The organism is Gilliamella sp. LMG 34361, from assembly GCF_984569075.1.
The window spans coordinates 1,239,016-1,258,144 of record NZ_OZ474903.1 but is presented as its reverse complement, the minus strand read 5'-3'; the positions used below and the strand labels follow the sequence as shown (position 1 = coordinate 1,258,144).

Genomic DNA, 19,129 nt, shown 5'->3' with positions numbered 1-19,129 from the left:
ACCCCTGTTTTATTTCACGCTGCTTTTGATAATATTGTCTAATTGCTCTTGAGAAAGAGTAGCTGGCTTATCAACCACTTCCGCCTTCACTTGTTGCCCCCTTTCTACTGCGGTTAAATTAAGTAAACCTGTAGTAATCACTTGTTCGCCAATATCAATACCACTGGTAACAACCCAATAACCACTTACGCCCGTATAAACTTTAATATCTTGACGATATTCAACTGTACCATCTGATTTTAAAATTTTAGCTGTATATTGACCTTTTTGGTTACTAGTAATGCCTTGTTGCGGAACTAACACCGCATTTTTAATCGTACCTAATGTCATTTGAGGTTTAACAAACATACCCGGTAAAATTTTACCTTCACTATTTGAAAATTGAGAACGTAACGTCACAGTACCCGTAGTCTCATTAACCGTCATATCAGAAAACTTAATACTACCAGGTAGCGCATATTTGGAACCGTCATTAAAAAAGAGTTCAACATTATCACCTTTAGCGGGTTCATAAATAATATTTTCATCTTGAAGGTATTTGTTATAGCGTGTAGCTGCTTCAGTCATATCAACATAAATCGGATCAAGTTGTTGAACTAAAGCAAGTGGCGCAGCTTGCCCTGCTGATACTAATGCACCTTCCGTCACGCTTGATTTACCAATATAACCATCAATTGGCGAATATACCTTTGTATAATCTAAGTTAACTTTAGCTGTATGTTCTGCTGCTTGAGCAACTAAAACGCTTGCCTCAGCTTGTTTAGCATCGGCGGCTGCTTTATCGTATTCTTGTTGACTGATGGATTTAGTGTTTAATAAACCTGCATAACGCTTTAATGTAAGTTGCGCAATATTAGCATTCGCTTTTGCGCTTGCTACACTCGCTACCGCACTATCATAATTAGCTTGATAAATAGCAGGATCGATCTGATAAAGTGATTGGCCCGCTTTAACATTTGAACTTTCTTCAAATTCACGATTCAAAATAATTCCACTAACTTGTGGCCTTATTTCTGCTATTTGTGAGGCAACAACCCGCCCTGGCAAACTTATTTTTAATGTGTAATCTAAAGGCTTGACCTTAAAAACAGTTACCTTCGGTAATTGGTCTTTACCATTTTGTGATTGATTATTATCACAACTTGTTAACAACAATAGACCAGATAATGCCATTGGTAGCGTAAGTAATAGCTTATTAAATCTCATAGAAAAAGACCTCGGTAACTTAATAATTATTTTTTTTAATAAAAAACAACGAATATTATTCAAAGTGATCGGTGATTTTACAAAAAATATGCATAGATTGTAAGTATCTTAACACCTTAATAGCACAGAGTTCTAAAAAATTGCTAAGTTATCGGAGTCAAAACGAGAATCATAAAAAAAATAGATTGATAATTATGATTATTCGCAGAAATAAAGTAATATATGTAAATTGATTTTTAGTAGTGTAATAAGTAAGTATATAAGACTTAGTTTGCAAATAAAAAGTAAAGAAATTTAATTCTAGTATTTATTAATCCTTTTTTTTTCAATTATATTATTGAATACTTTAAATCTATATTTAATTCTATATTTAACTCTATATTTAATTTAATTCTGAGATGGGTATCATGGATAATTTACGTATTGTTCTAATTGTTGTTGCATCCTTAGTCATTATTGCATTATTGATTCATGGGCTTTGGATCAATAAAAAGGAACGTTCTGCTTTATTCAAGTCAGGCAAAAAAAATAAATCAACATTAAATACTCAGCAAGATAAAAACATCTACAATGTAGAAGATGATGTGATTTTACTTAAACCTAAAAATAAGCAAGAAGAGAGTAATAATCCGGTTGAAGCTATTGTCATTGAAGAAGATAAAGAAGAACAGCATTTACCTCTTCAAAAAGATCTATTTCTACATGAAGATAGAAAAGAAATTGACAATGAAGTGGCTAAAGAGCCAATTATTAATTTACAAGACGATATTTTTGCTGATGAGCCGCAAAAAAAGGCTTCAAAAACAACGCCATCAGAATCGAAAGGTCAAAGCAATCAAAAATTTGATATCAGTGAAAACAGTCAAACTGAAATCATTGTTTTAAATGTAACCGGTATAAATGGCAAATCATTACAAGGTGATGTACTTTTAGCTAGCATCATCCAATCAGGATTCCAATTTGGTGATATGCAAATTTTTCACCGTCATGTTGACCCTGCGGGCAATGGCCCAATACTTTTTAGCCTAGCAAACATGATCAGTCCGGGTTACTTAGATCCTGAAACCATGCACGAATTTACCACCCCGGGTATATCAATATTCATGGTGGCACCTACTCATGGTAATAACCAACAAAACTTCAAACTTATGTTGCAAACTGCACAACGTATTGCTGATGATGTGCATGGTGTAGTACTAGATGATGAACACCACATGATGACACCACAAAAAATTGATAGCTATAAAGAACGTATTAAGAAAGCTTGTAACGAAATTTAATCCTAATAACTCTTTTTTTTAAAGACTATTCTACTAATTAAAGTTAGTGGAATAGCAAGCTTATACCGTTTTATAAACAATTTTAACAATACCTATTGTACAAAATCTAGTTAAGTACTATGTTATTGCTAATTCTGTAACTTTTGTTTTAATTAAGAGTTAAAAATCATGCCAAATAAACGCTTAGCAAACCAACCTGAATCTCAACAAGATGTAGAAGAACAAATCACGGCTCTACGCAATCTTATAAGACATCATGAATATTGTTATTATGTGCTTGATGCACCAGAAATTCCTGACGTAGAATATGATAAGTTAATAAAACAACTAAACAGCTTAGAACACGATCACCCTGAACTAATTACACCCGACTCACCAACACAACGTGTAGGTGGTGTAGCATTATCACAATTTGCCTCGGTCAAACATGAATTACCAATGCTATCACTTGATAATGTTTTTGATGAAGTGAGTTTTAACGCCTTTAATAAAAGAGTAAAAGATCGCTTACATCTTAGCAACAGTCAATCCGTTGAATACTGCTGCGAGTTAAAACTTGATGGATTAGCGGTAAGTTTATTATATGAAAATGGGCAATTTATTCGAGCCGCGACTCGTGGTGATGGTACCACAGGTGAAGATATCACCTCAAACGTTAGAACGATAAAAACTATTCCTTTAGTTTTACAAGGTGAAAATATCCCTACTCGATTAGAAGTGCGAGGCGAAGTCATTATGACTCATAAAGGTTTTGCCAAATTGAATGCTGAATCGGAAAAACGCAACGAAAGAACTTTCGCTAACCCCCGTAATGCCGCAGCGGGTTCATTAAGACAATTAGATCCTAAAATTACCGCCAAAAGACCACTCTCTTTTTTCTGTTATGGCATGGGTATTTATGAAGGCACAACTTTACCAGATAACCACTATGACCGTTTAATGCAATTTAAAGCATGGGGTTTGCCAGTTAGTGACAAAGTACAAATTCGCCAAGGAGTCCAAGAAGCGCTTACCTACTTTCATGAAATTGGTGAGCAACGAATGTCACTCGATTTTGATATTGATGGTGTCGTTATCAAAGTTAACAGCATCGCTCAACAAGATGAACTTGGTTTTGTTGCCCGTGCACCTCGCTGGGCAACCGCATTTAAATTCCCAGCACAAGAGGAAATAACACAACTTAAAAAAGTCGATTTCCAAGTTGGACGAACTGGAGCCATAACACCTGTAGCAAGATTGGAGCCAGTATCCGTAGCTGGTGTTATTGTTAGCAATGCGACTTTACACAACAGCGATGAAATTGTACGCTTAGGCATTCGTGAAGGTGATTATGTAACAGTACGGCGTGCAGGTGATGTAATACCACAAATTGTTGCGGTTATTCAAAATCGACGGCCAGCCGACAGCAAAGAAATCATCTTCCCAACTCATTGCCCTATTTGTGGTTCTCTGATTGTTCGTGATGAAGGTGAAGCAATCTCCCGTTGCGCCGGCGGTTTGATTTGTCCTGCCCAGCGCAAGGAAGCCTTAAAACACTTTGTATCTCGCCGGGCAATGAATGTTGATGGCTTAGGTGATAAACTAATTGAACAACTAGTTGATAAAGATTATGTCAAAACGCCGGCTGATCTCTATAAACTCACGTTACCAATGCTATGCTCATTGGACAAAGTTGGCGAAAAATTAGCGAATAATTTAATTAATGCTTTGAAAGAATCAAAAAACACCAGCTTAAATCGCTTTATTTTTGCGCTTGGCATACCAAATGTTGGCGAAGTTACCGCCGAAAGTCTCGTTAATCAATTAGGTAATTTATCAGCCATTGAAAATGCCTCATTAGAACAGCTACAAACCGTAAATGATGTTGGTGAGGTGATTGCTGAAAGTATTACCGACTTTTTTAAAGAACCACATAATCGCGATGTCATTGAGCAACTAACCAGTGCTGAAATCGGTATACACTGGCCAGATGTCGAAGTAAAACCATTAACGATTGACTCGCCATTTAGCGGTAAAACCGTAGTTTTAACCGGAACATTATCACAATTAACCCGTGACGAAGCAAAAGATAAATTAAAAAAACTTGGTGCTAAAGTCACTGGTAGCGTTTCTAAAAAAACTGACTTAGTAATAGCCGGTGAATCACCAGGTTCAAAGCTAACCAAAGCAGAAGAACTCGGAATAAAAATCATTGACGAACAAGAAATGATAGAGTTATTAAATCAATGAATAAAAAATAGTGGAATAAATCAAGCTAATTTATCAAAATAGCTTGATCACAAACTAAGGAGAATACTATGCCTTTATTAGACAGTTTTAAAGTCGATCATACTAAAATGAACGCACCTTTTGTGCGAATAGCTAAAATCATGAAAACCCCTAAGGGGGATGACATTACCGTATTTGATCTTCGCTTTACCATCCCTAATAAAGCACTTTTACCTGAAAAAGGTATTCATACATTAGAACATCTATTTGCCGGCTTTATGCGTGATCACTTAAACAGTAATAAAGTTGAAATTATAGATATTTCACCAATGGGATGCCGTACTGGATTTTATATGAGCTTAATTGGTAAACCTAATGAGTCGTTAGCGGTTGACGCTTGGTTAAAATCTATGCATGATGTACTAAATGTAAAATCACAATCTGAAATTCCTGAACTAAACAAATACCAATGCGGAACCTATACTATGCACTCATTAGAAGAAGCCAAAGTGATTGCTGAAAAAATCATCCAATCTGGTATTGGAATTTGTCATAATCAAGACATTGCACTAACGGATGCACAACTTGCCACTATTAATCACTAGGAGATATTTATGCCCAATGTAGTTATAGACTTTTTAGAAGGACGAACCATTGAACAAAAACGCGAAATGGCTAAACGAGTAACCGATGCAATTGTCCAAACACTCAACTGCAAACCAGAGGCCGTACAAATTATCATGCACGAAGTCTCTAAAGACCAAATTGCCAATGGTGGCGTACTTCGTTGCGATAAAGATTAATTTAATTAACACATAAAAATCAACCTCAATATAAACTACTGAGGTTGGCTAAGTTAAACCATTCAAGTTTAAAAAATTAGCGATTACAATGATGCAAATGCAATAAATGTCCTAATTTATTCGCCTTAGTCGCTAAATAATACTCATTATTTGGATTTTCCCCTACTTCTAAAGGAACGCGCTCGGTTACCTTAATCCCGGCTTGCTCAAGCACTTTAATCTTCTCTGGGTTATTGGTTAACAAACGAATTTGTGACACTCCCAACAACGTCAACATATCAGCACATAAAGTGAAATCACGCTCATCTGGCGCAAAACCTAATTGCTCATTTGCTTCAACCGTGTCTAAACCCTGATCTTGAAGGGCATAAGCTCTAATTTTATTTAACAACCCAATATTACGCCCCTCTTGGCGATGATAAATTAAAATCCCTTTACCTTCTTTAGCGATTTGCCTTAACGCAGCTTCCAACTGAAAACCACAATCACAACGCAAACTAAATAACGCATCGCCGGTTAAACACTCTGAATGAACACGTGTCAAAATGGGGGTTTGATTATTGATATCACCAAACACTAATGCCACATGATCCTTACCTGTTGCAATTTCTTCAAAACCAACAATGGTAAAACATCCCCATGGTGTTGGCAGTTTGGCTTGTGCAACATGTTTTAATTGCATTATTATCTCCAAGTTTAATAACAACATAGATAAGATTTTTTTAATCATGCATCCATGTTAAAATAAGTCAAATTTTATGCTTAATTGAGTTTTTAAATGGGGTTAGTAATAAAAAAAACAATAGCGGTATTAGTTTTATTTCTAATTATACCGTTATCTGTAATAGTCGTAAATTGGCAGTGGCAACCATCGTCAATAAATAATACATCTAAATATTTTTTTTGGTTAACTGAAACAGCAAGTTTTCCTTGGGCAATAATTACATCGGGGCTGATGTTTCTATTATTTTGTTTACTATTAGCCAATAAAACCAAAAAAACAATCTCAATATTATTGCTAATATTTATTAGTGCAATGTTAGGCGGGCAAATCATTAAAGGCCTTATCAAACAACAAACAGCTGAATCTAGACCATACGTATTATGGTTAGCAAAAGAATATCAATTTAGCGACAAACAATTTTATTCACAAACAAGAGCAGAACGAAAAGCCAACATAGAACAACTACTTGCTAATTCAACGGCTATACCATCTTGGTTAAGTAAGCATTGGCAACATGAAACCGGCTATGCTTTTCCTTCTGGACATACATTATTTGCAGCAACTTGGGCATTTTTTGCGATAGCATTACTCAGCTTTAGGCGACATTTTTTAATTGTTACCGCCATTGTGATTTGGTCATCACTAATTGAAACAAGCCGATTATTACTAGGCATGCATTCTGCTTATGATCTATTATTAGGTATTATGCTTGCTTGGTTAATTACATTAATCTGCTGTTTTTATGCTAGAAAATGGCATATAGTAGTCAGATGATTTTATAAATAACAAGTTTTGTAAAAAAATTATAGTTAATTAGAGATTTTTAATAAAATAAAAAGGTTAAAATTATGAAATTAGTAATATCAATTTTATTGATAATTCTCATTTTCGCCATATCGATAACAATAGGTTCAGCTAATAATCAATTAGTCACATTTAACTATTTAATTGCTAAAATCGAAATTAGGTTATCGGTACTGCTTGCTATTTTATTTGGTTCTGGTTTTTTAATTGGTTGGATATTAACAGGGATATACTTCCTAAAATCTAAATTCCAACACTCATCGACAAAACGTAAACTAAACAAATTGCAGAAAAAATATAATGTAGATAATCGTCAAAATTTAACCAATTAAAAAAATAGGTCATTATGTTTGAATTGTTATTTCTATTACTTCCAATAGCCGCCGGATATGGCTGGTATATGGGTAATAGAAATGCCAGGCAAAAATATTTAAATGAATCTAACCGACTATCTCGGGAATATGTTGATGGTCTAAACTTCCTTTTGTCCAATCAAAAAGATAAAGCGGTTGATCTCTTCCTTGACATGTTAAAAGAAGATGACGGCACGCTAGAAGCCCATCTTACTTTGGGCAACTTATTCCGTTCACGAGGCGAGGTAGACCGCGCAATACGTATTCACCAAGCATTGATGGAAAGTTCATCTTTAACCTTTGAACAACGTCTATTAGCCATTCAACAGCTTGGGCGAGATTACATGGTAGCCGGTTTTTACGATCGTGCAGAAGAGATGTTTTTACAGTTAATCGACGAAGAAGAGTTTCAACAACATGCTTTACAACAATTACTAATCATTTATCAATCAACTAGCGAATGGAACAATGCGATTAACGCCGCCACAAAATTGGTCAAGCTCGGCAATGTAAAATTTAAAATTGAAATTGCCCAATTTTATTGTGAACTAGCTACCATCGCTATTGCTAATAATGATTTAGATCAAGCTTACAACTTATTAAAAAAATCAGCGGCTGCTGATGTTAATTGCGCCCGCACATCGTTAATGCTTGGACGAGTATTTATTGCACAAAACAAAACCGAACAAGCAATTGAATCTTTACAACAAATATTAAATCAGGACAAAGCCTTTATTGGTGAGGTGTTACCATTATTAAAAACATGTTACGCAAAACTCAACCAACCGCAACTATTTAAACAATTCCTTGAAATTTGTGTCAAACAAGACACTGGAAATGTTGCTGAACTTATGCTTGCTGATATTATTGAAAAAGACAATGGACTTGATGCAGCGCAATATTACCTTTATCGTGAATTACTAAAACACCCAAATCTAAAAGGATTCTATCGCTTAATGGATTACCATGTTGCTGATGCCGAACAAGGAAAAGCCAAAGAGAGCTTATTACTACTTCGCAATATGGTTGGTGAACAAATAAAATCCGTTCCTAATTACCGCTGCCAAAAATGTGGATTTACAGTTAATACCCTCTACTGGTTGTGCCCAGGCTGTCGCTCATGGTCAACCATAAAACCAGTTCGTGATTTTGAACATCATTGAGATAATTAAAAAGAGAAAAATATGTTTCTAATTGATTCGCACTGTCATTTAGACAGCTTGGACTATACTAACAAATCGCTTGATATCGTATTGCAAGAAGCATTAAACAACGAGGTAAAACATTGCTTAAGCGTAGCAACCACACTCTCTGGCTATGAATCTATGAAAAACATGTTAATGCCATACCAAAAACAATGCTCATTTTCTTGTGGAATTCATCCACTCAATTTGGATGATGAACCCTATGATGCCGACCGGTTTGCTCGCCTTGCTCAAGAAGACAACGTTATTGCCCTAGGTGAAACAGGACTTGATTATTACTATCAAAAAGACAACATTGAATTACAACAAGCCAACTTTATCGAGCACATAAAATTAGGCAAACAATTAAAAAAACCGATCATTGTACACACCCGCAATGCGAAAGAAGACACATTAAAACTATTAAAAGAACAGCAAGCCTATTGTGGTGTATTGCACTGCTTCACTGAAGATATTGATACTGCTAAAGCATTATTAGATATCGGTTTTTATATCTCATTTTCCGGCATTATTACATTTAAAAATGCCGAATCTTTACGAGAAGTAGCAAAATATATACCTTTAGATCGCATGCTGATTGAAACTGACTCACCTTATTTAGCACCGGTACCTTATCGCGGAAAAGAAAACCAACCAGCTTATGTTCGCGAAGTAGCTAATTACTTAGCCGCATTAAAAGGCGTCTCTTTAGACACCATTGCAAAGCAAACAACAACCAACTTTTGTCAATTATTTAATTTACAAGGAGAGTTCAATGAATAATAAATTATCCATCGATTGGGATGATTTTTTAGCCAATTATTGGCAAAAAAAACCCGTCATCTTACGTAATGCTTTTAGCAACTTTATCGACCCTATCTCCCCAGAAAAACTGGCTGGTCTTGCCATGGAAGAAATATTCGAAAGCCGAATCGTTACCAACAAAAATGGGATATGGGATGCTAATTACGGACCTTTTACTGATTTCAGCCATCTAGGTGAGGAAAATTGGACTCTTCTTGTACAAGCAGTGGACCATTGGCATGAACAAGCTGCAACCTTAGTGGAACCATTTAAATGCCTTCCCTTATGGCAATTTGAAGATCTTATGATCTCTTACGCTACTCGTGGTGCAGGTGTTGGGCCGCATATTGATAATTACGATGTATTCATTATTCAGGGCAAAGGTTGCCGACGTTGGCAAGTTGGCGATCGTAATCCTAATTACAAACAATTTAGTGCTCATAAAGCGTTACTGCATGTAGAAGACTATCGGCCGATTATCGATGAAGAAATCACCGCTGGTGATATTTTATATATTCCAATCGGCTTTCCACATAATGGGGTATCCATTGGTGAATCGCTTAGTTATTCTGTTGGCTTTAGAACCCAAACATCACAAGAACTACTTAGTAGCTTTGCTGATTATGTAATTGATAACTTACCTAATGGCATTTTCTATCAAGACCCTGACTTAAAGTTACCTAGCGATCCGTATCGAATCCAACCATATGAACTTGAAAAGTTAAAAGGACAAATGATCGACCTCATTAAAAACCCCGCTCTATTCAATGATTGGTTTGGTAAACACATAACCATACCGATGCATGAACCCAACATCGTTCCCATTGACCCTGATTGCCTTTACGACTTAGATGAACTTAAAGAAGCTTTAGAATACGGCGAAGAACTCAAACGCGTGCCAAGTATTCGCATTGTAAAAATAGCCGATACGGCTTACATCAACGGTAAAAAAATACCATTACCAATGGAAACCATCGACATGTTATGTGAATCGGAAGTACTTTACTACGAACAATTAAAAGACGAACAAACTCTAAATGTCCTGTTAGAATTCGTTAATCTTGGTTATTGGTATATTGATTAAAAAAACTCTGTCACAAACAGCTGCGAAATGGCGAAATTGTCGGCTAATTTGTCTCAAAAATGAGATATTTATCAAGATTAGTCGAATAATTTTGCCAAATCGACAAAAAATAAAATAAAACTCGCTAATTTCGCCTTTTCATTTGGATTTTTCTCACTTTTAAGTATATACTTGCCCCCGCTTTAATCCCCTCCCTCGTTTTATAAAAAATATGTTAAATAAAAAATACCGATCCACTATAAATGACTTGAGGTAAACATGAACATTGACGTGCAAAGTGAACAAACCACACCCTATCAAAAGCGCACCCTATTTGCATCTACCGTAGGTTATGCATTAGATGGCTTAGATATGATGATTTTAGGCGTCTGTTTCAGCCTAATTGCCACTAGTTTCAACCTAACCAAAGCCGATCTTGGTACTTTAACCTCAGCCACATTATTAGGGGCAGTATTAGGCGGAATCTTTTTTGGTATCCTTGCCGACAAATATGGGCGAGTTAGAGTATTTTCATGGACAATCTTAATCTTCTCGTTATTTACTGGGCTTTGTGCGATATCACCGAATTATGAATGCTTCCTTATTTTTCGTTTTCTAAGTGGATTAGGTCTTGGTGGTGAATTTGGCATTGGCATGACGTTAGTATCTGAAAGCTGGCCAAAACATAAACGTTCAAGAGCAACCTCAATTGTGGCACTTGGTTTCCAAGTCGGTATCATTCTTGCTGCATTAACCGTTAATTTTATTGGCGAAGTTCATGGATGGCGTTGGGCATTTGCCATGGGTGTATTACCCGCATTATTTGTCGCATGGACACGTAAAGGACTAAAAGAACCCGAAATTTGGCAAAATCTAAAAGACCAAAACAAAAACAAAATTGCCATCAGCAAACTCTTTAAAAACCCAAGAATTACCGCAACCACCATCGGCTTAACTATTGCCTGTGCAGTCCAAAACTTTGGCTTTTATGGAATAATGGTTTGGATGCCAAATATGATTGCATCTGAATATCATCTACCTTTCAAAAACACTATGCTTTGGACTATATCAACCACTATCGGCATGTCATTAGGCATATTAATATTTGGTTGGTTATGTGACAAATTCGGTCGACGTCCTTCTTATATTGTATTTTTATTAGTATCAGCCATATCAATATGGTTCTATTTTCAACAAAAAGAAGTCGCAATATTAATCATCTTTGGCTCAGTGATTGGCTTTTTCGTTAACGGCATGATGGGTGGGTATGGTGCACTACTAGCAGAACACTACACCACCGATGCACGCTCAAGTGCTGAAAACATCATCTTTAACGTCGGTCGTGGCATTGCAGGCTTATCGCAAGTACTTATTGCCTATTTAGCAACGATCTACTCAATCAGTTATGCATTAGCATTATTGTCAGGGGCTTACCTATTATCCGCAGCAGCCTTTATATTCTTAATTCCAGAAACCAAAGGCAAAGCGTTACAATAGCGATATAAAAAACAGGGTTAAATGCCCTGTTTCATTATTAAATCTAGTTACATTATAATTATTCATTACAATCAGCTGGCTTTAATGGAATACTAAAGACCAATTCATCTTTTAAATAACCTTCCCAAAACGCTTTTACTTTGAAAGGTAATAACGTTAAAACCTATTTTATAGGTACGTTCATACGGCACTCCCTCAAGTAAATGCAACTTTAATTTTATAGGTTTTATCGTATCAGTTTGTGATTCGTTTTATTAATCAGAAATACAAGCATCAATAGCAGAACAGTAAAGCTATTTTTTAATTATCTTATATTTTTTATATTTGATTTCATAAAAATTATTTTTATAATTTAATAATTTTATTCCCTTTAATTAAATGCAATGTCCATACTTTTTCATACTAACGTTCTTCTGCTTATACATATTGGTATAAGAATAATCAGCTACATTCATCATATTTGGCACCGATAGCTTTTAATAAGCCGTTAAGTATAAAAAAGCGTAGACATTCCATCACACTATATTCTCTTGTTTGTTGTTCAAATTTTTTTCATGTCAAAAAATGAATGAGAATAAGGAAACGCACGATAATGGTTTTTAACAAAGGTAAGTATACAATTAACATTGTAATTTCAAGAAATTATCAATTATAATCAAAACCTTTAGAAGGAGACTTGGAGCGGGAAAGATATCTCAAATAAAAGAGCTAACCTATTGGAAACACACATATCATAACTGTACATTGATGTTTTCTGTCCTTAATTATGTCCTTGTTTTGGGTGTTATGCAATAGTTTTTAGTAGCTGTTTTTAGACTCAGATTGCTTTTTTTATTTAACTACTTAGACTAGATTAAGTCCTTTTTTAGACTTTATTTAGTCTTAATAATGTGAGGTTTACATGCGCTATTCTCAGCAGATTAAACCAATCAGTTACTTAAAAGCTAACGCCGCCGGGGTAATGAACAATTTAACTAGATCAAGAGAGCCATTAATTATCACTCAAAATGGCGAGGCCAAAGCAGTCATTCAAGATATTGCCTCCTATGAAGAAACGCAAGAAACACTAGCATTACTTAAAATTCTGGCATTAGGTCAAAAACAGGTAGAGGCAGGACAAATTACCGATGTAAATGAGGTGATTAACCGTCTAAAAAATAAAAGGAAAATAGCTTAATGCTTACGTATAAAGTCGTCCTAACGCAAGATGCATAGGCAAACTTAGCAGCCATTTATGACTATATAGTAGAGTATGACTGCCCTGAAAATGCCGATTACGTATTGGATGAACTGCTAAAAATTGCTGAGAGTTTAAGCCATTTTAATGAAAAAGGCAGTATTCCTAAAGAGTTACTAGATTTAGGCAATCGTGATTATCGTCAAACCTTGTTTAAATCCTACCGGCTTATCTACAAAATCATCGACCAACAGGTCGTTATTTTTTTAATTACCGATGGCAGACGTGATATGCAAGCATTATTAGCTCGGCGTTTATTAAGGTAGCGTGTATTACAAATTAGGGGCTATAAGGCTAATAATTAGCCGTTATTGCTATACTATCAATGACTTTTTATTCTATGGAATTATGTTATATTGATAACATTAACAAACTCATTCTTACACAGTGTACCTCATAATGGATATAAAACTCGCTAAAAACGATAAACGTTATATAGAAGGCACGGATGATGTCTATAATATCATGAAGAATGTGCTATTACGTGACAACAAAATAGACCAAGAAAAAGAACATTTCTGGATTGTTGGTATGAATCTAGCGGGTTACATTCTATATATTGAACTCATTGCCTTAGGGTCTTATAAATCGGTAGATGTTGAGCCAATGAATGTGTTTCGTGTAGCTGTCATGAAAAATGCTTCACGAGTGATTGCTGTACATAATCATCCATCAGGAAGATTGTCACCCTCCGTAACTGATAAAGATATCACAGATCGATTAATCCAAGTGGGACAAATCTTAAATATAGAATTTGTAGACCATTTGATAATCTCCCCTTTGTCTTATACTAGTTTTAGGTCGATTGGTTTAATGGATGAGTTGGAAAAAAGCCTTAAATATGTTCCTACTTATCAGGTGATTGAGCAGATTAGGAAAGAAGAGCAGAAGATTGCTAAACAAAAATTAGATTTAGAGAAAGAGCGACGAGAAAAACTTGAAATAACAATGGTTGCTTTACTTCTTGATAAAGGCGTCGCAATTGAAAGCATTGCTAAAGTTATGGATATTCCACCACAAAAGGTTGAAAAAATTATTAATAAGAAAATTATTTGATATAAATAAAGTGTATAAGGGAATTATGGCATGACATTAATAACTGAAAGTGAGTTAAGAAGTTTTAGCAAAACTCAATATAGCGTAAAATTTTCGAAAAGAATACTTGGATTTTACAGAGAAGAAACTAAAGCTATTCAAACTACGATATTCTTATCCCATAAACACGATGAATTAAAAGTAAATTTATTAGCAGCAATAAACTTTCTTAAAGGGTTTGGCGTAGAAGTGTATGTGGATTGGTTAGATGAAGAAATGCCAAAAATTACATCGGGTGAAACAGCTAAAAAAATTAAAGAAAAAATCCTGAAAAATGATAAATTTATCTTATTAGCAACTGAAGAAGCAATTAATTCTAAATGGTGTAACTGGGAGTTAGGACTAGGTGATGCGGCAAAATATAGAGATAATATTGCATTATTAGTTGTACAAAAAGATAACAGTAATTATACAAGTCCTGAGTATTTAAATATCTATCCTTATATAACCTCTGAATATAATCCAAAAGAATATTATGTCCATTATACAGATAATAATACATTTGTACCACTAAAAATATGGCTACAAAAAAGTTAATAATATTTTTACATATGTAATGGAGAGCAAATATGGCTAAAAAACCTGTTTTTTATAGTTTTCACTACGATAATGATGTGATGAGAGTTCAACAAATAAGAAATATAGGTGTGCTTGAGGGTAATACTCCAGTTAATGCGAATGATTGGGAAAAGGTAAAGCGAGGTGGTGAAAAGTCAATTAAGCGATGGATTGATGAAAACATGAAATACAAACAATGTGTTATTGTTTTGGTCGGTTCAGATACATCAACAATACCTTGGGTGAATTACGAAATAAAAAAAGCATGGAATAAAGGAAAACCTATCTTTGGTATTTATATTCATAACATAAAATGTCCAAGAACTGGTACTTGTAGAAAAGGGAACAACCCATTCGATACAATCGTACTCGACAATGGGGATAGATTGTCGAAGCATGTTCCGTGTTATGATCCTCTTTCAGATGATGCCTATGGTGATATTTCAAGAAAGCTAGAAAATTGGGTAAATATGGCTATGGCACCAAGAAGATCATAAAATGGTTAATACAGATACCTCTATCAAAATAGAATCAGAGTCAGTTTCTGTGCAGGCACATTTGTCAATTATACAAAATGTTATACAGAAAATGGCTTAAAATAGTGCCGCTTGTAAAACATGGTGTATTACGCATATATCAGCCGTTTTAGTGATGATTGCAGATAAAGGTAAAGTAGAATATATATCTGGCTTTATTTCTAATCGTCACCTTTGCTGTATTAGATATTTATTATTTAGGGTTAGAAAAAGCATTTCAAAACTCCTATAATCAATTTATTTCTAAATTACATACAAATACTCTAACGGCTCAAGATTTATATGCAGTTATGCCTGTAAATAAAGGTTTATGCTTATTAATGAAATGTAGCATTTCACCTTCTATTAGTATATTCTATTTAGCTTTATCTATACTTATTTTTATTATGAAATGGGTTGTATTTGGATTTAATTAAGACTTATCACTACTTATAATAATATATTATAAGTAGTGATATTGATAATCTAGTTCTTATATTGATTTACTAATATGATATTTATCACGATTTCGCCAAATTTCTAAAGATACATCAATATAATAGTTTATATTTTTAAAAAAAGAGCCCCATTCGGCAAAAAGAATATAAGATTCTGGTAAATAAGGTTTATCTAATAAATATGAATACTCAAGGTTATTCATGTTTTTTTTGATGATATTAAACAATTTAGGATCATAATCGTAGCTATTATTTTCATCTGGTAACTTTATAGCAAGAATAGCATTAGTTTTACTAGTTCTATCAGAACGAGTTTTAGATCTTAAAGAATACGCAATTTCCCAAGGTATCCATTGGTCTTTTTCTGAACACCGCAGCTCGTTCATTCCCTTAGAAACCAGGACTATCGTTACCGTACTATCATAAATTTTATCTGATAACTCAGACTGAATAGTTTTATCTTTAAAATGAGCTAAACTTTCATCATCATTTTCACCTTTATTTATATGATCTCCTTGTTTTTCTAATTGCTTTTGTAGGAGATCAACGTAATCTCTTACTTTTGTTTTTTGGTTATTAAGTCTTGCTACTTGTGTATCTCCATATTTATAAGAAATAAAAATTTTCTTACCCATTTAAATTCTTCCTTTTAATAATTTCGTAAATAATGCCATATATGCGTAATCTGTATTAAGCTCTTCCATATAGTTTTCAGGCGATGCTTGATAAATTGATAAAGAAGCGGCTCCTGTTGTTGCCACTGGTAAAAGTAAAGCATCAGGGTGATATTGTTTGAAAAGATTAAACTCATCTTCAACTCCTTCCATACCCCCAATAAAAATTCCCGCAGTGAAATCATTACCCCCAATCATTTCTTTACGCATTAGTGCTAAACTTTCATCTTTATTATCTTTAATTTCATTTATCAATTTTATACATTCAATATGTTCATTATCTGAAGGAAATATTTTGCTAAAAAATTCAGATTGATATAAAACAACATGCTTTGAAACATCTGTTTTAAGTTTTTCCAAAATCACTCGAATAAGTGGTGTAATAGAAGGATGCCCTCCCCAAACTAAAATTGCATTAGGAATAACAACTTTTGCCAATGCATTTACAGCATCTCTTATTGCTGATATATCTGCGGTTCCAATATATTTAGGGTCTCTATCAGGTAAAGGGATACTGGCAGAAAGGAAAATTTTATTCACCATTACCTCCTAAAATTGTCAAAGATTCAGATAACCTAAGAGATTGTACAGGTAAATATTGGTTTAGCCATTCTAAATGACATAACCATTTATCTCTGATATTCACATGATCATAAAGTAAATAAATACCTTTAGGCTTCTCTTGTTTAATCCTTAAAATTAAATCTTCTGCATTATTGCAGTTCAATGACTGAGGTACACCTATTGTAGGGATAATTATATATTCTTCATTATTTTTATATATAGAAATAAATTTATCAGGATGGAGTGTTACTTTAACATTACTTTGAATTGCAAAAGAAATAAATTCTGACGTTAAATTATCCTGACGAGCAGCAAGAGTTCTCGCTCTAAGAACTTCAGTAGAATATATAATGTTTTCCACTACACTGTCTACTAATTTCTTGTGGATATAATCGTCAAAGTCCTTATCTTTCAATTTAATCGGTTTACAAATATGTGCTTCTGGTATTAATTTTGCATTAGGCCAAATAATTTGAATAATACCAATACTTAATGAATTGGCTTTAGCCAGTTCTTGTTTAGTCCAGTTACTTTTTAAAAAGTTATCAGTATTTAATAAAACAATAATATCGGAGTCAGTCATTCTATGCCACAATTCTTCTTGAAAAGGCTCTCCTGGACGAATACTATGCGTATCTAAAAAAACGTCAAATCCTGATTTCTCTAAAGCTTCATAAAGTTGAATTGCAATATGGCTGGATTCTAAACGTTTATAACTAATGAAAACTCTTCGACTGGTTCTAATTAAGCTAAACCCTTCCAAAATACAACTAACCAAACTTGGAATCCCTCGTTCATTTGATAGCTGAAAACCATTTTGATTTTTTAATATTTCAGGAATGCTTTCATCAAACTTTGTTAAACTTGAAACAATAGGTAGGATTAAGGTAGCATCTTTTTTTAATATAGTTAGGATATCTAAATCTGTTCTTTGATTAGTATCACCCATGTATAAACAATATGCAGGGTAATTGGCATGATATTCATTCTTAAATTTTTCACGTTTAAGGATATGTAACATGTTACGATCCATGCCAAGCTCATCAATTTGCTTGAAGAGTAAATCTAAAATAGCTTGTTCGAACTTATTTGGAGCCCCTAATATTATTAACTGATACTTCATATATATCCTACCTAATTTTAGTTTAGATTTATTATACTTCTTATTTAAAATTGTTATCAGTATAAGATATATAATTTATTAAAAATAGTTTAATTGCAATTCAATTTGTTTTACAAACTATAAACCCTTTCAACATACCGTCGCCTACCATCGCTATGCCCAAATTCAAAAAGGTGGGAGCAAGTGCTTCTTTTTCAGATGTCTGTGTAGCCATGGGTATTGATGAAACCACATTTCCAATGTCCGGTAAAACAACTTTATAGTGAATTGAGTGGTGTAACTCTAAAAGCAAAAGCGATCATGTCAGAAAAATTACAGATACCAGAGTTGGAAAAAAGATTAAACGACTCGAACTTGAAAAGAAGACCCTAAAAAAAGCTACAGCTCTCTTAATCTCGGACGAATACCAAGATATGTGCTAACAAACCAATAAAGTAAGCAATACCCGTTACAACTAGTTTGTACGTTATTTATTATTTCCATTTCATCATTCTATGAGATGAGGGATAAGCCTATTAACAAGACGCGAGTCACATTACATCAACGAGTCAACAGAAGTAGATTGCTATTGGTCATTTTAGGGTCAGATGTTTAATGAAAGAAGCTCACTTAAAGATTAAACAAATAGGAAAACATCGATATCAAATAACAGTCAGTGAACGAGTCGATATTGCAAATAAACTATCTCGATATTATTAGATTATTTTACACCGATGACATTTAATAAACCGTTACCCTTTAATTTTATCGTATGAAAAAGTATAGACATTCCAGTACATGCTTTAAATTGATTTTAATAGTCATTATTAGAGTTAACTAGCTGATTAGTTCCTTTATTTGAAAGAAATATAAGCTTTATTAGAAACATTTATAAGAAATGGAGCGGGAAACGAGGTTCGAACTCGCGACCTCAACCTTGGCAAGGTTGCGCTCTACCAACTGAGCTATTCCCGCATATTGATTGCTTCGAAAGAAGTGG

Annotated in this window: 20 protein-coding genes and 1 tRNA gene; 15 read left to right on the top strand and 6 right to left on the bottom strand. The window is 34.1% G+C overall.

The genetic code is table 11. From position 1 onward, the window contains the following. Nucleotides 1-9: 9 nt before the first annotated feature. Entirely contained in the window at nucleotides 10-1,206 is a 1,197-nt protein-coding gene (locus tag AC5LXI_RS06145) for an efflux RND transporter periplasmic adaptor subunit (protein WP_493443984.1), read from the bottom strand. A gap of 404 nt (nucleotides 1,207-1,610) precedes the next feature. Here AC5LXI_RS06145 and zipA point away from each other — a divergent pair, with 404 nt between their 5' ends. The 4 genes from zipA (at nucleotide 1,611) to thmT (ending at nucleotide 5,497) form a co-directional block, all read left to right on the top strand. After that, nucleotides 1,611-2,486 carry a cell division protein ZipA gene (zipA, locus tag AC5LXI_RS06140; RefSeq protein WP_493444266.1) on the top strand — a complete coding sequence of 292 codons (876 nt, stop codon included), beginning with the start codon at nucleotides 1,611-1,613 and terminating at the stop codon, nucleotides 2,484-2,486. A gap of 168 nt (nucleotides 2,487-2,654) precedes the next feature. Continuing rightward, a complete protein-coding gene (gene ligA, locus AC5LXI_RS06135; RefSeq protein WP_493443983.1) occupies nucleotides 2,655-4,715 on the top strand; it encodes an NAD-dependent DNA ligase LigA in 2,061 nt (686 codons plus the stop codon). Nucleotides 4,716-4,783: 68 nt separating this feature from the next. After that, on the top strand, nucleotides 4,784-5,299 hold the full coding sequence (gene luxS, locus AC5LXI_RS06130; RefSeq protein ID WP_493443982.1) for an S-ribosylhomocysteine lyase: 516 nt from the start codon (nucleotides 4,784-4,786) through the stop codon (nucleotides 5,297-5,299). 9 nt (nucleotides 5,300-5,308) lie between these two features. Beyond that, nucleotides 5,309-5,497: a 2-hydroxymuconate tautomerase gene (thmT, locus tag AC5LXI_RS06125; RefSeq protein WP_493443981.1), complete on the top strand. Its 189-nt coding sequence runs from the start codon at nucleotides 5,309-5,311 to the stop codon at nucleotides 5,495-5,497. 76 nt (nucleotides 5,498-5,573) lie between these two features. Here the strand turns inward: thmT and ribA are convergent, their stop codons facing one another. Continuing rightward, complete coding sequence (ribA, locus tag AC5LXI_RS06120; RefSeq protein WP_493443980.1) at nucleotides 5,574-6,179, bottom strand: GTP cyclohydrolase II; 606 nt, start codon at nucleotides 6,177-6,179, stop codon at nucleotides 5,574-5,576. Nucleotides 6,180-6,275: 96 nt separating this feature from the next. On the opposite strand from ribA, the gene AC5LXI_RS06115 reads away from it, so the two are divergent. From AC5LXI_RS06115 to AC5LXI_RS06065, 11 genes are all read left to right on the top strand, one after another. Beyond that, nucleotides 6,276-6,995, top strand: a complete 720-nt coding sequence (locus tag AC5LXI_RS06115; protein ID WP_493443979.1) for a phosphatase PAP2 family protein — start codon at nucleotides 6,276-6,278, stop codon at nucleotides 6,993-6,995. A 74-nt stretch (nucleotides 6,996-7,069) separates the two neighbouring features. Beyond that, a complete protein-coding gene (locus AC5LXI_RS06110) occupies nucleotides 7,070-7,357 on the top strand; it encodes a LapA family protein (RefSeq protein WP_493443978.1) in 288 nt (95 codons plus the stop codon). 14 nt (nucleotides 7,358-7,371) lie between these two features. Then, on the top strand, nucleotides 7,372-8,541 hold the full coding sequence (lapB, locus tag AC5LXI_RS06105; protein WP_493443977.1) for a lipopolysaccharide assembly protein LapB: 1,170 nt from the start codon (nucleotides 7,372-7,374) through the stop codon (nucleotides 8,539-8,541). Nucleotides 8,542-8,562: 21 nt separating this feature from the next. Further along, nucleotides 8,563-9,345, top strand: coding sequence for a YchF/TatD family DNA exonuclease (locus tag AC5LXI_RS06100; protein ID WP_493443976.1), 783 nt, complete (start codon nucleotides 8,563-8,565; stop codon nucleotides 9,343-9,345). Next, the gene (locus AC5LXI_RS06095; RefSeq protein WP_493443975.1) at nucleotides 9,338-10,450 is read left to right on the top strand and encodes a ribosomal protein uL16 3-hydroxylase; all 1,113 of its coding nucleotides are present in this window, start codon (nucleotides 9,338-9,340) and stop codon (nucleotides 10,448-10,450) included. The genes AC5LXI_RS06100 and AC5LXI_RS06095 overlap by 8 nt, the downstream gene beginning before the upstream one ends. Before the next feature lie 258 nt (nucleotides 10,451-10,708). Next, nucleotides 10,709-11,926, top strand: a complete 1,218-nt coding sequence (locus tag AC5LXI_RS06090) for an MFS transporter (protein ID WP_493443974.1) — start codon at nucleotides 10,709-10,711, stop codon at nucleotides 11,924-11,926. A 901-nt stretch (nucleotides 11,927-12,827) separates the two neighbouring features. Beyond that, entirely contained in the window at nucleotides 12,828-13,103 is a 276-nt protein-coding gene (locus AC5LXI_RS06085; RefSeq protein ID WP_493443973.1) for a type II toxin-antitoxin system Phd/YefM family antitoxin, read from the top strand. Nucleotides 13,104-13,156: 53 nt separating this feature from the next. Next, nucleotides 13,157-13,429, top strand: coding sequence for a type II toxin-antitoxin system RelE/ParE family toxin (locus AC5LXI_RS06080; RefSeq protein WP_493444265.1), 273 nt, complete (start codon nucleotides 13,157-13,159; stop codon nucleotides 13,427-13,429). A gap of 133 nt (nucleotides 13,430-13,562) precedes the next feature. Beyond that, nucleotides 13,563-14,219 carry a JAB domain-containing protein gene (locus tag AC5LXI_RS06075; protein WP_493443972.1) on the top strand — a complete coding sequence of 219 codons (657 nt, stop codon included), beginning with the start codon at nucleotides 13,563-13,565 and terminating at the stop codon, nucleotides 14,217-14,219. A 30-nt stretch (nucleotides 14,220-14,249) separates the two neighbouring features. Continuing rightward, nucleotides 14,250-14,795, top strand: a complete 546-nt coding sequence (locus AC5LXI_RS06070) for a TIR domain-containing protein (RefSeq protein WP_493443971.1) — start codon at nucleotides 14,250-14,252, stop codon at nucleotides 14,793-14,795. A gap of 32 nt (nucleotides 14,796-14,827) precedes the next feature. Further along, on the top strand, nucleotides 14,828-15,313 hold the full coding sequence (locus tag AC5LXI_RS06065; protein ID WP_493443970.1) for a TIR domain-containing protein: 486 nt from the start codon (nucleotides 14,828-14,830) through the stop codon (nucleotides 15,311-15,313). A 511-nt stretch (nucleotides 15,314-15,824) separates the two neighbouring features. On the opposite strand, the gene AC5LXI_RS06060 is transcribed toward AC5LXI_RS06065, so the two are convergent. The 4 genes from AC5LXI_RS06060 to AC5LXI_RS06045 form a co-directional block, all read right to left on the bottom strand. Next, entirely contained in the window at nucleotides 15,825-16,424 is a 600-nt protein-coding gene (locus tag AC5LXI_RS06060; protein WP_493443969.1) for a TIR domain-containing protein, read from the bottom strand. Continuing rightward, nucleotides 16,425-17,006 carry a Thoeris type III anti-phage system protein ThcA gene (gene thcA, locus AC5LXI_RS06055; RefSeq protein WP_493443968.1) on the bottom strand — a complete coding sequence of 194 codons (582 nt, stop codon included), beginning with the start codon at nucleotides 17,004-17,006 and terminating at the stop codon, nucleotides 16,425-16,427. Continuing rightward, complete coding sequence (thcB4, locus tag AC5LXI_RS06050) at nucleotides 16,996-18,150, bottom strand: Thoeris type III anti-phage system protein ThcB4 (protein ID WP_493443967.1); 1,155 nt, start codon at nucleotides 18,148-18,150, stop codon at nucleotides 16,996-16,998. Before thcB4 ends, thcA begins: the two co-directional genes overlap by 11 nt. Before the next feature lie 878 nt (nucleotides 18,151-19,028). Further along, nucleotides 19,029-19,104, bottom strand: a tRNA-Gly gene (locus tag AC5LXI_RS06045). Between the last annotated feature and the right edge of the window lie 25 nt (nucleotides 19,105-19,129).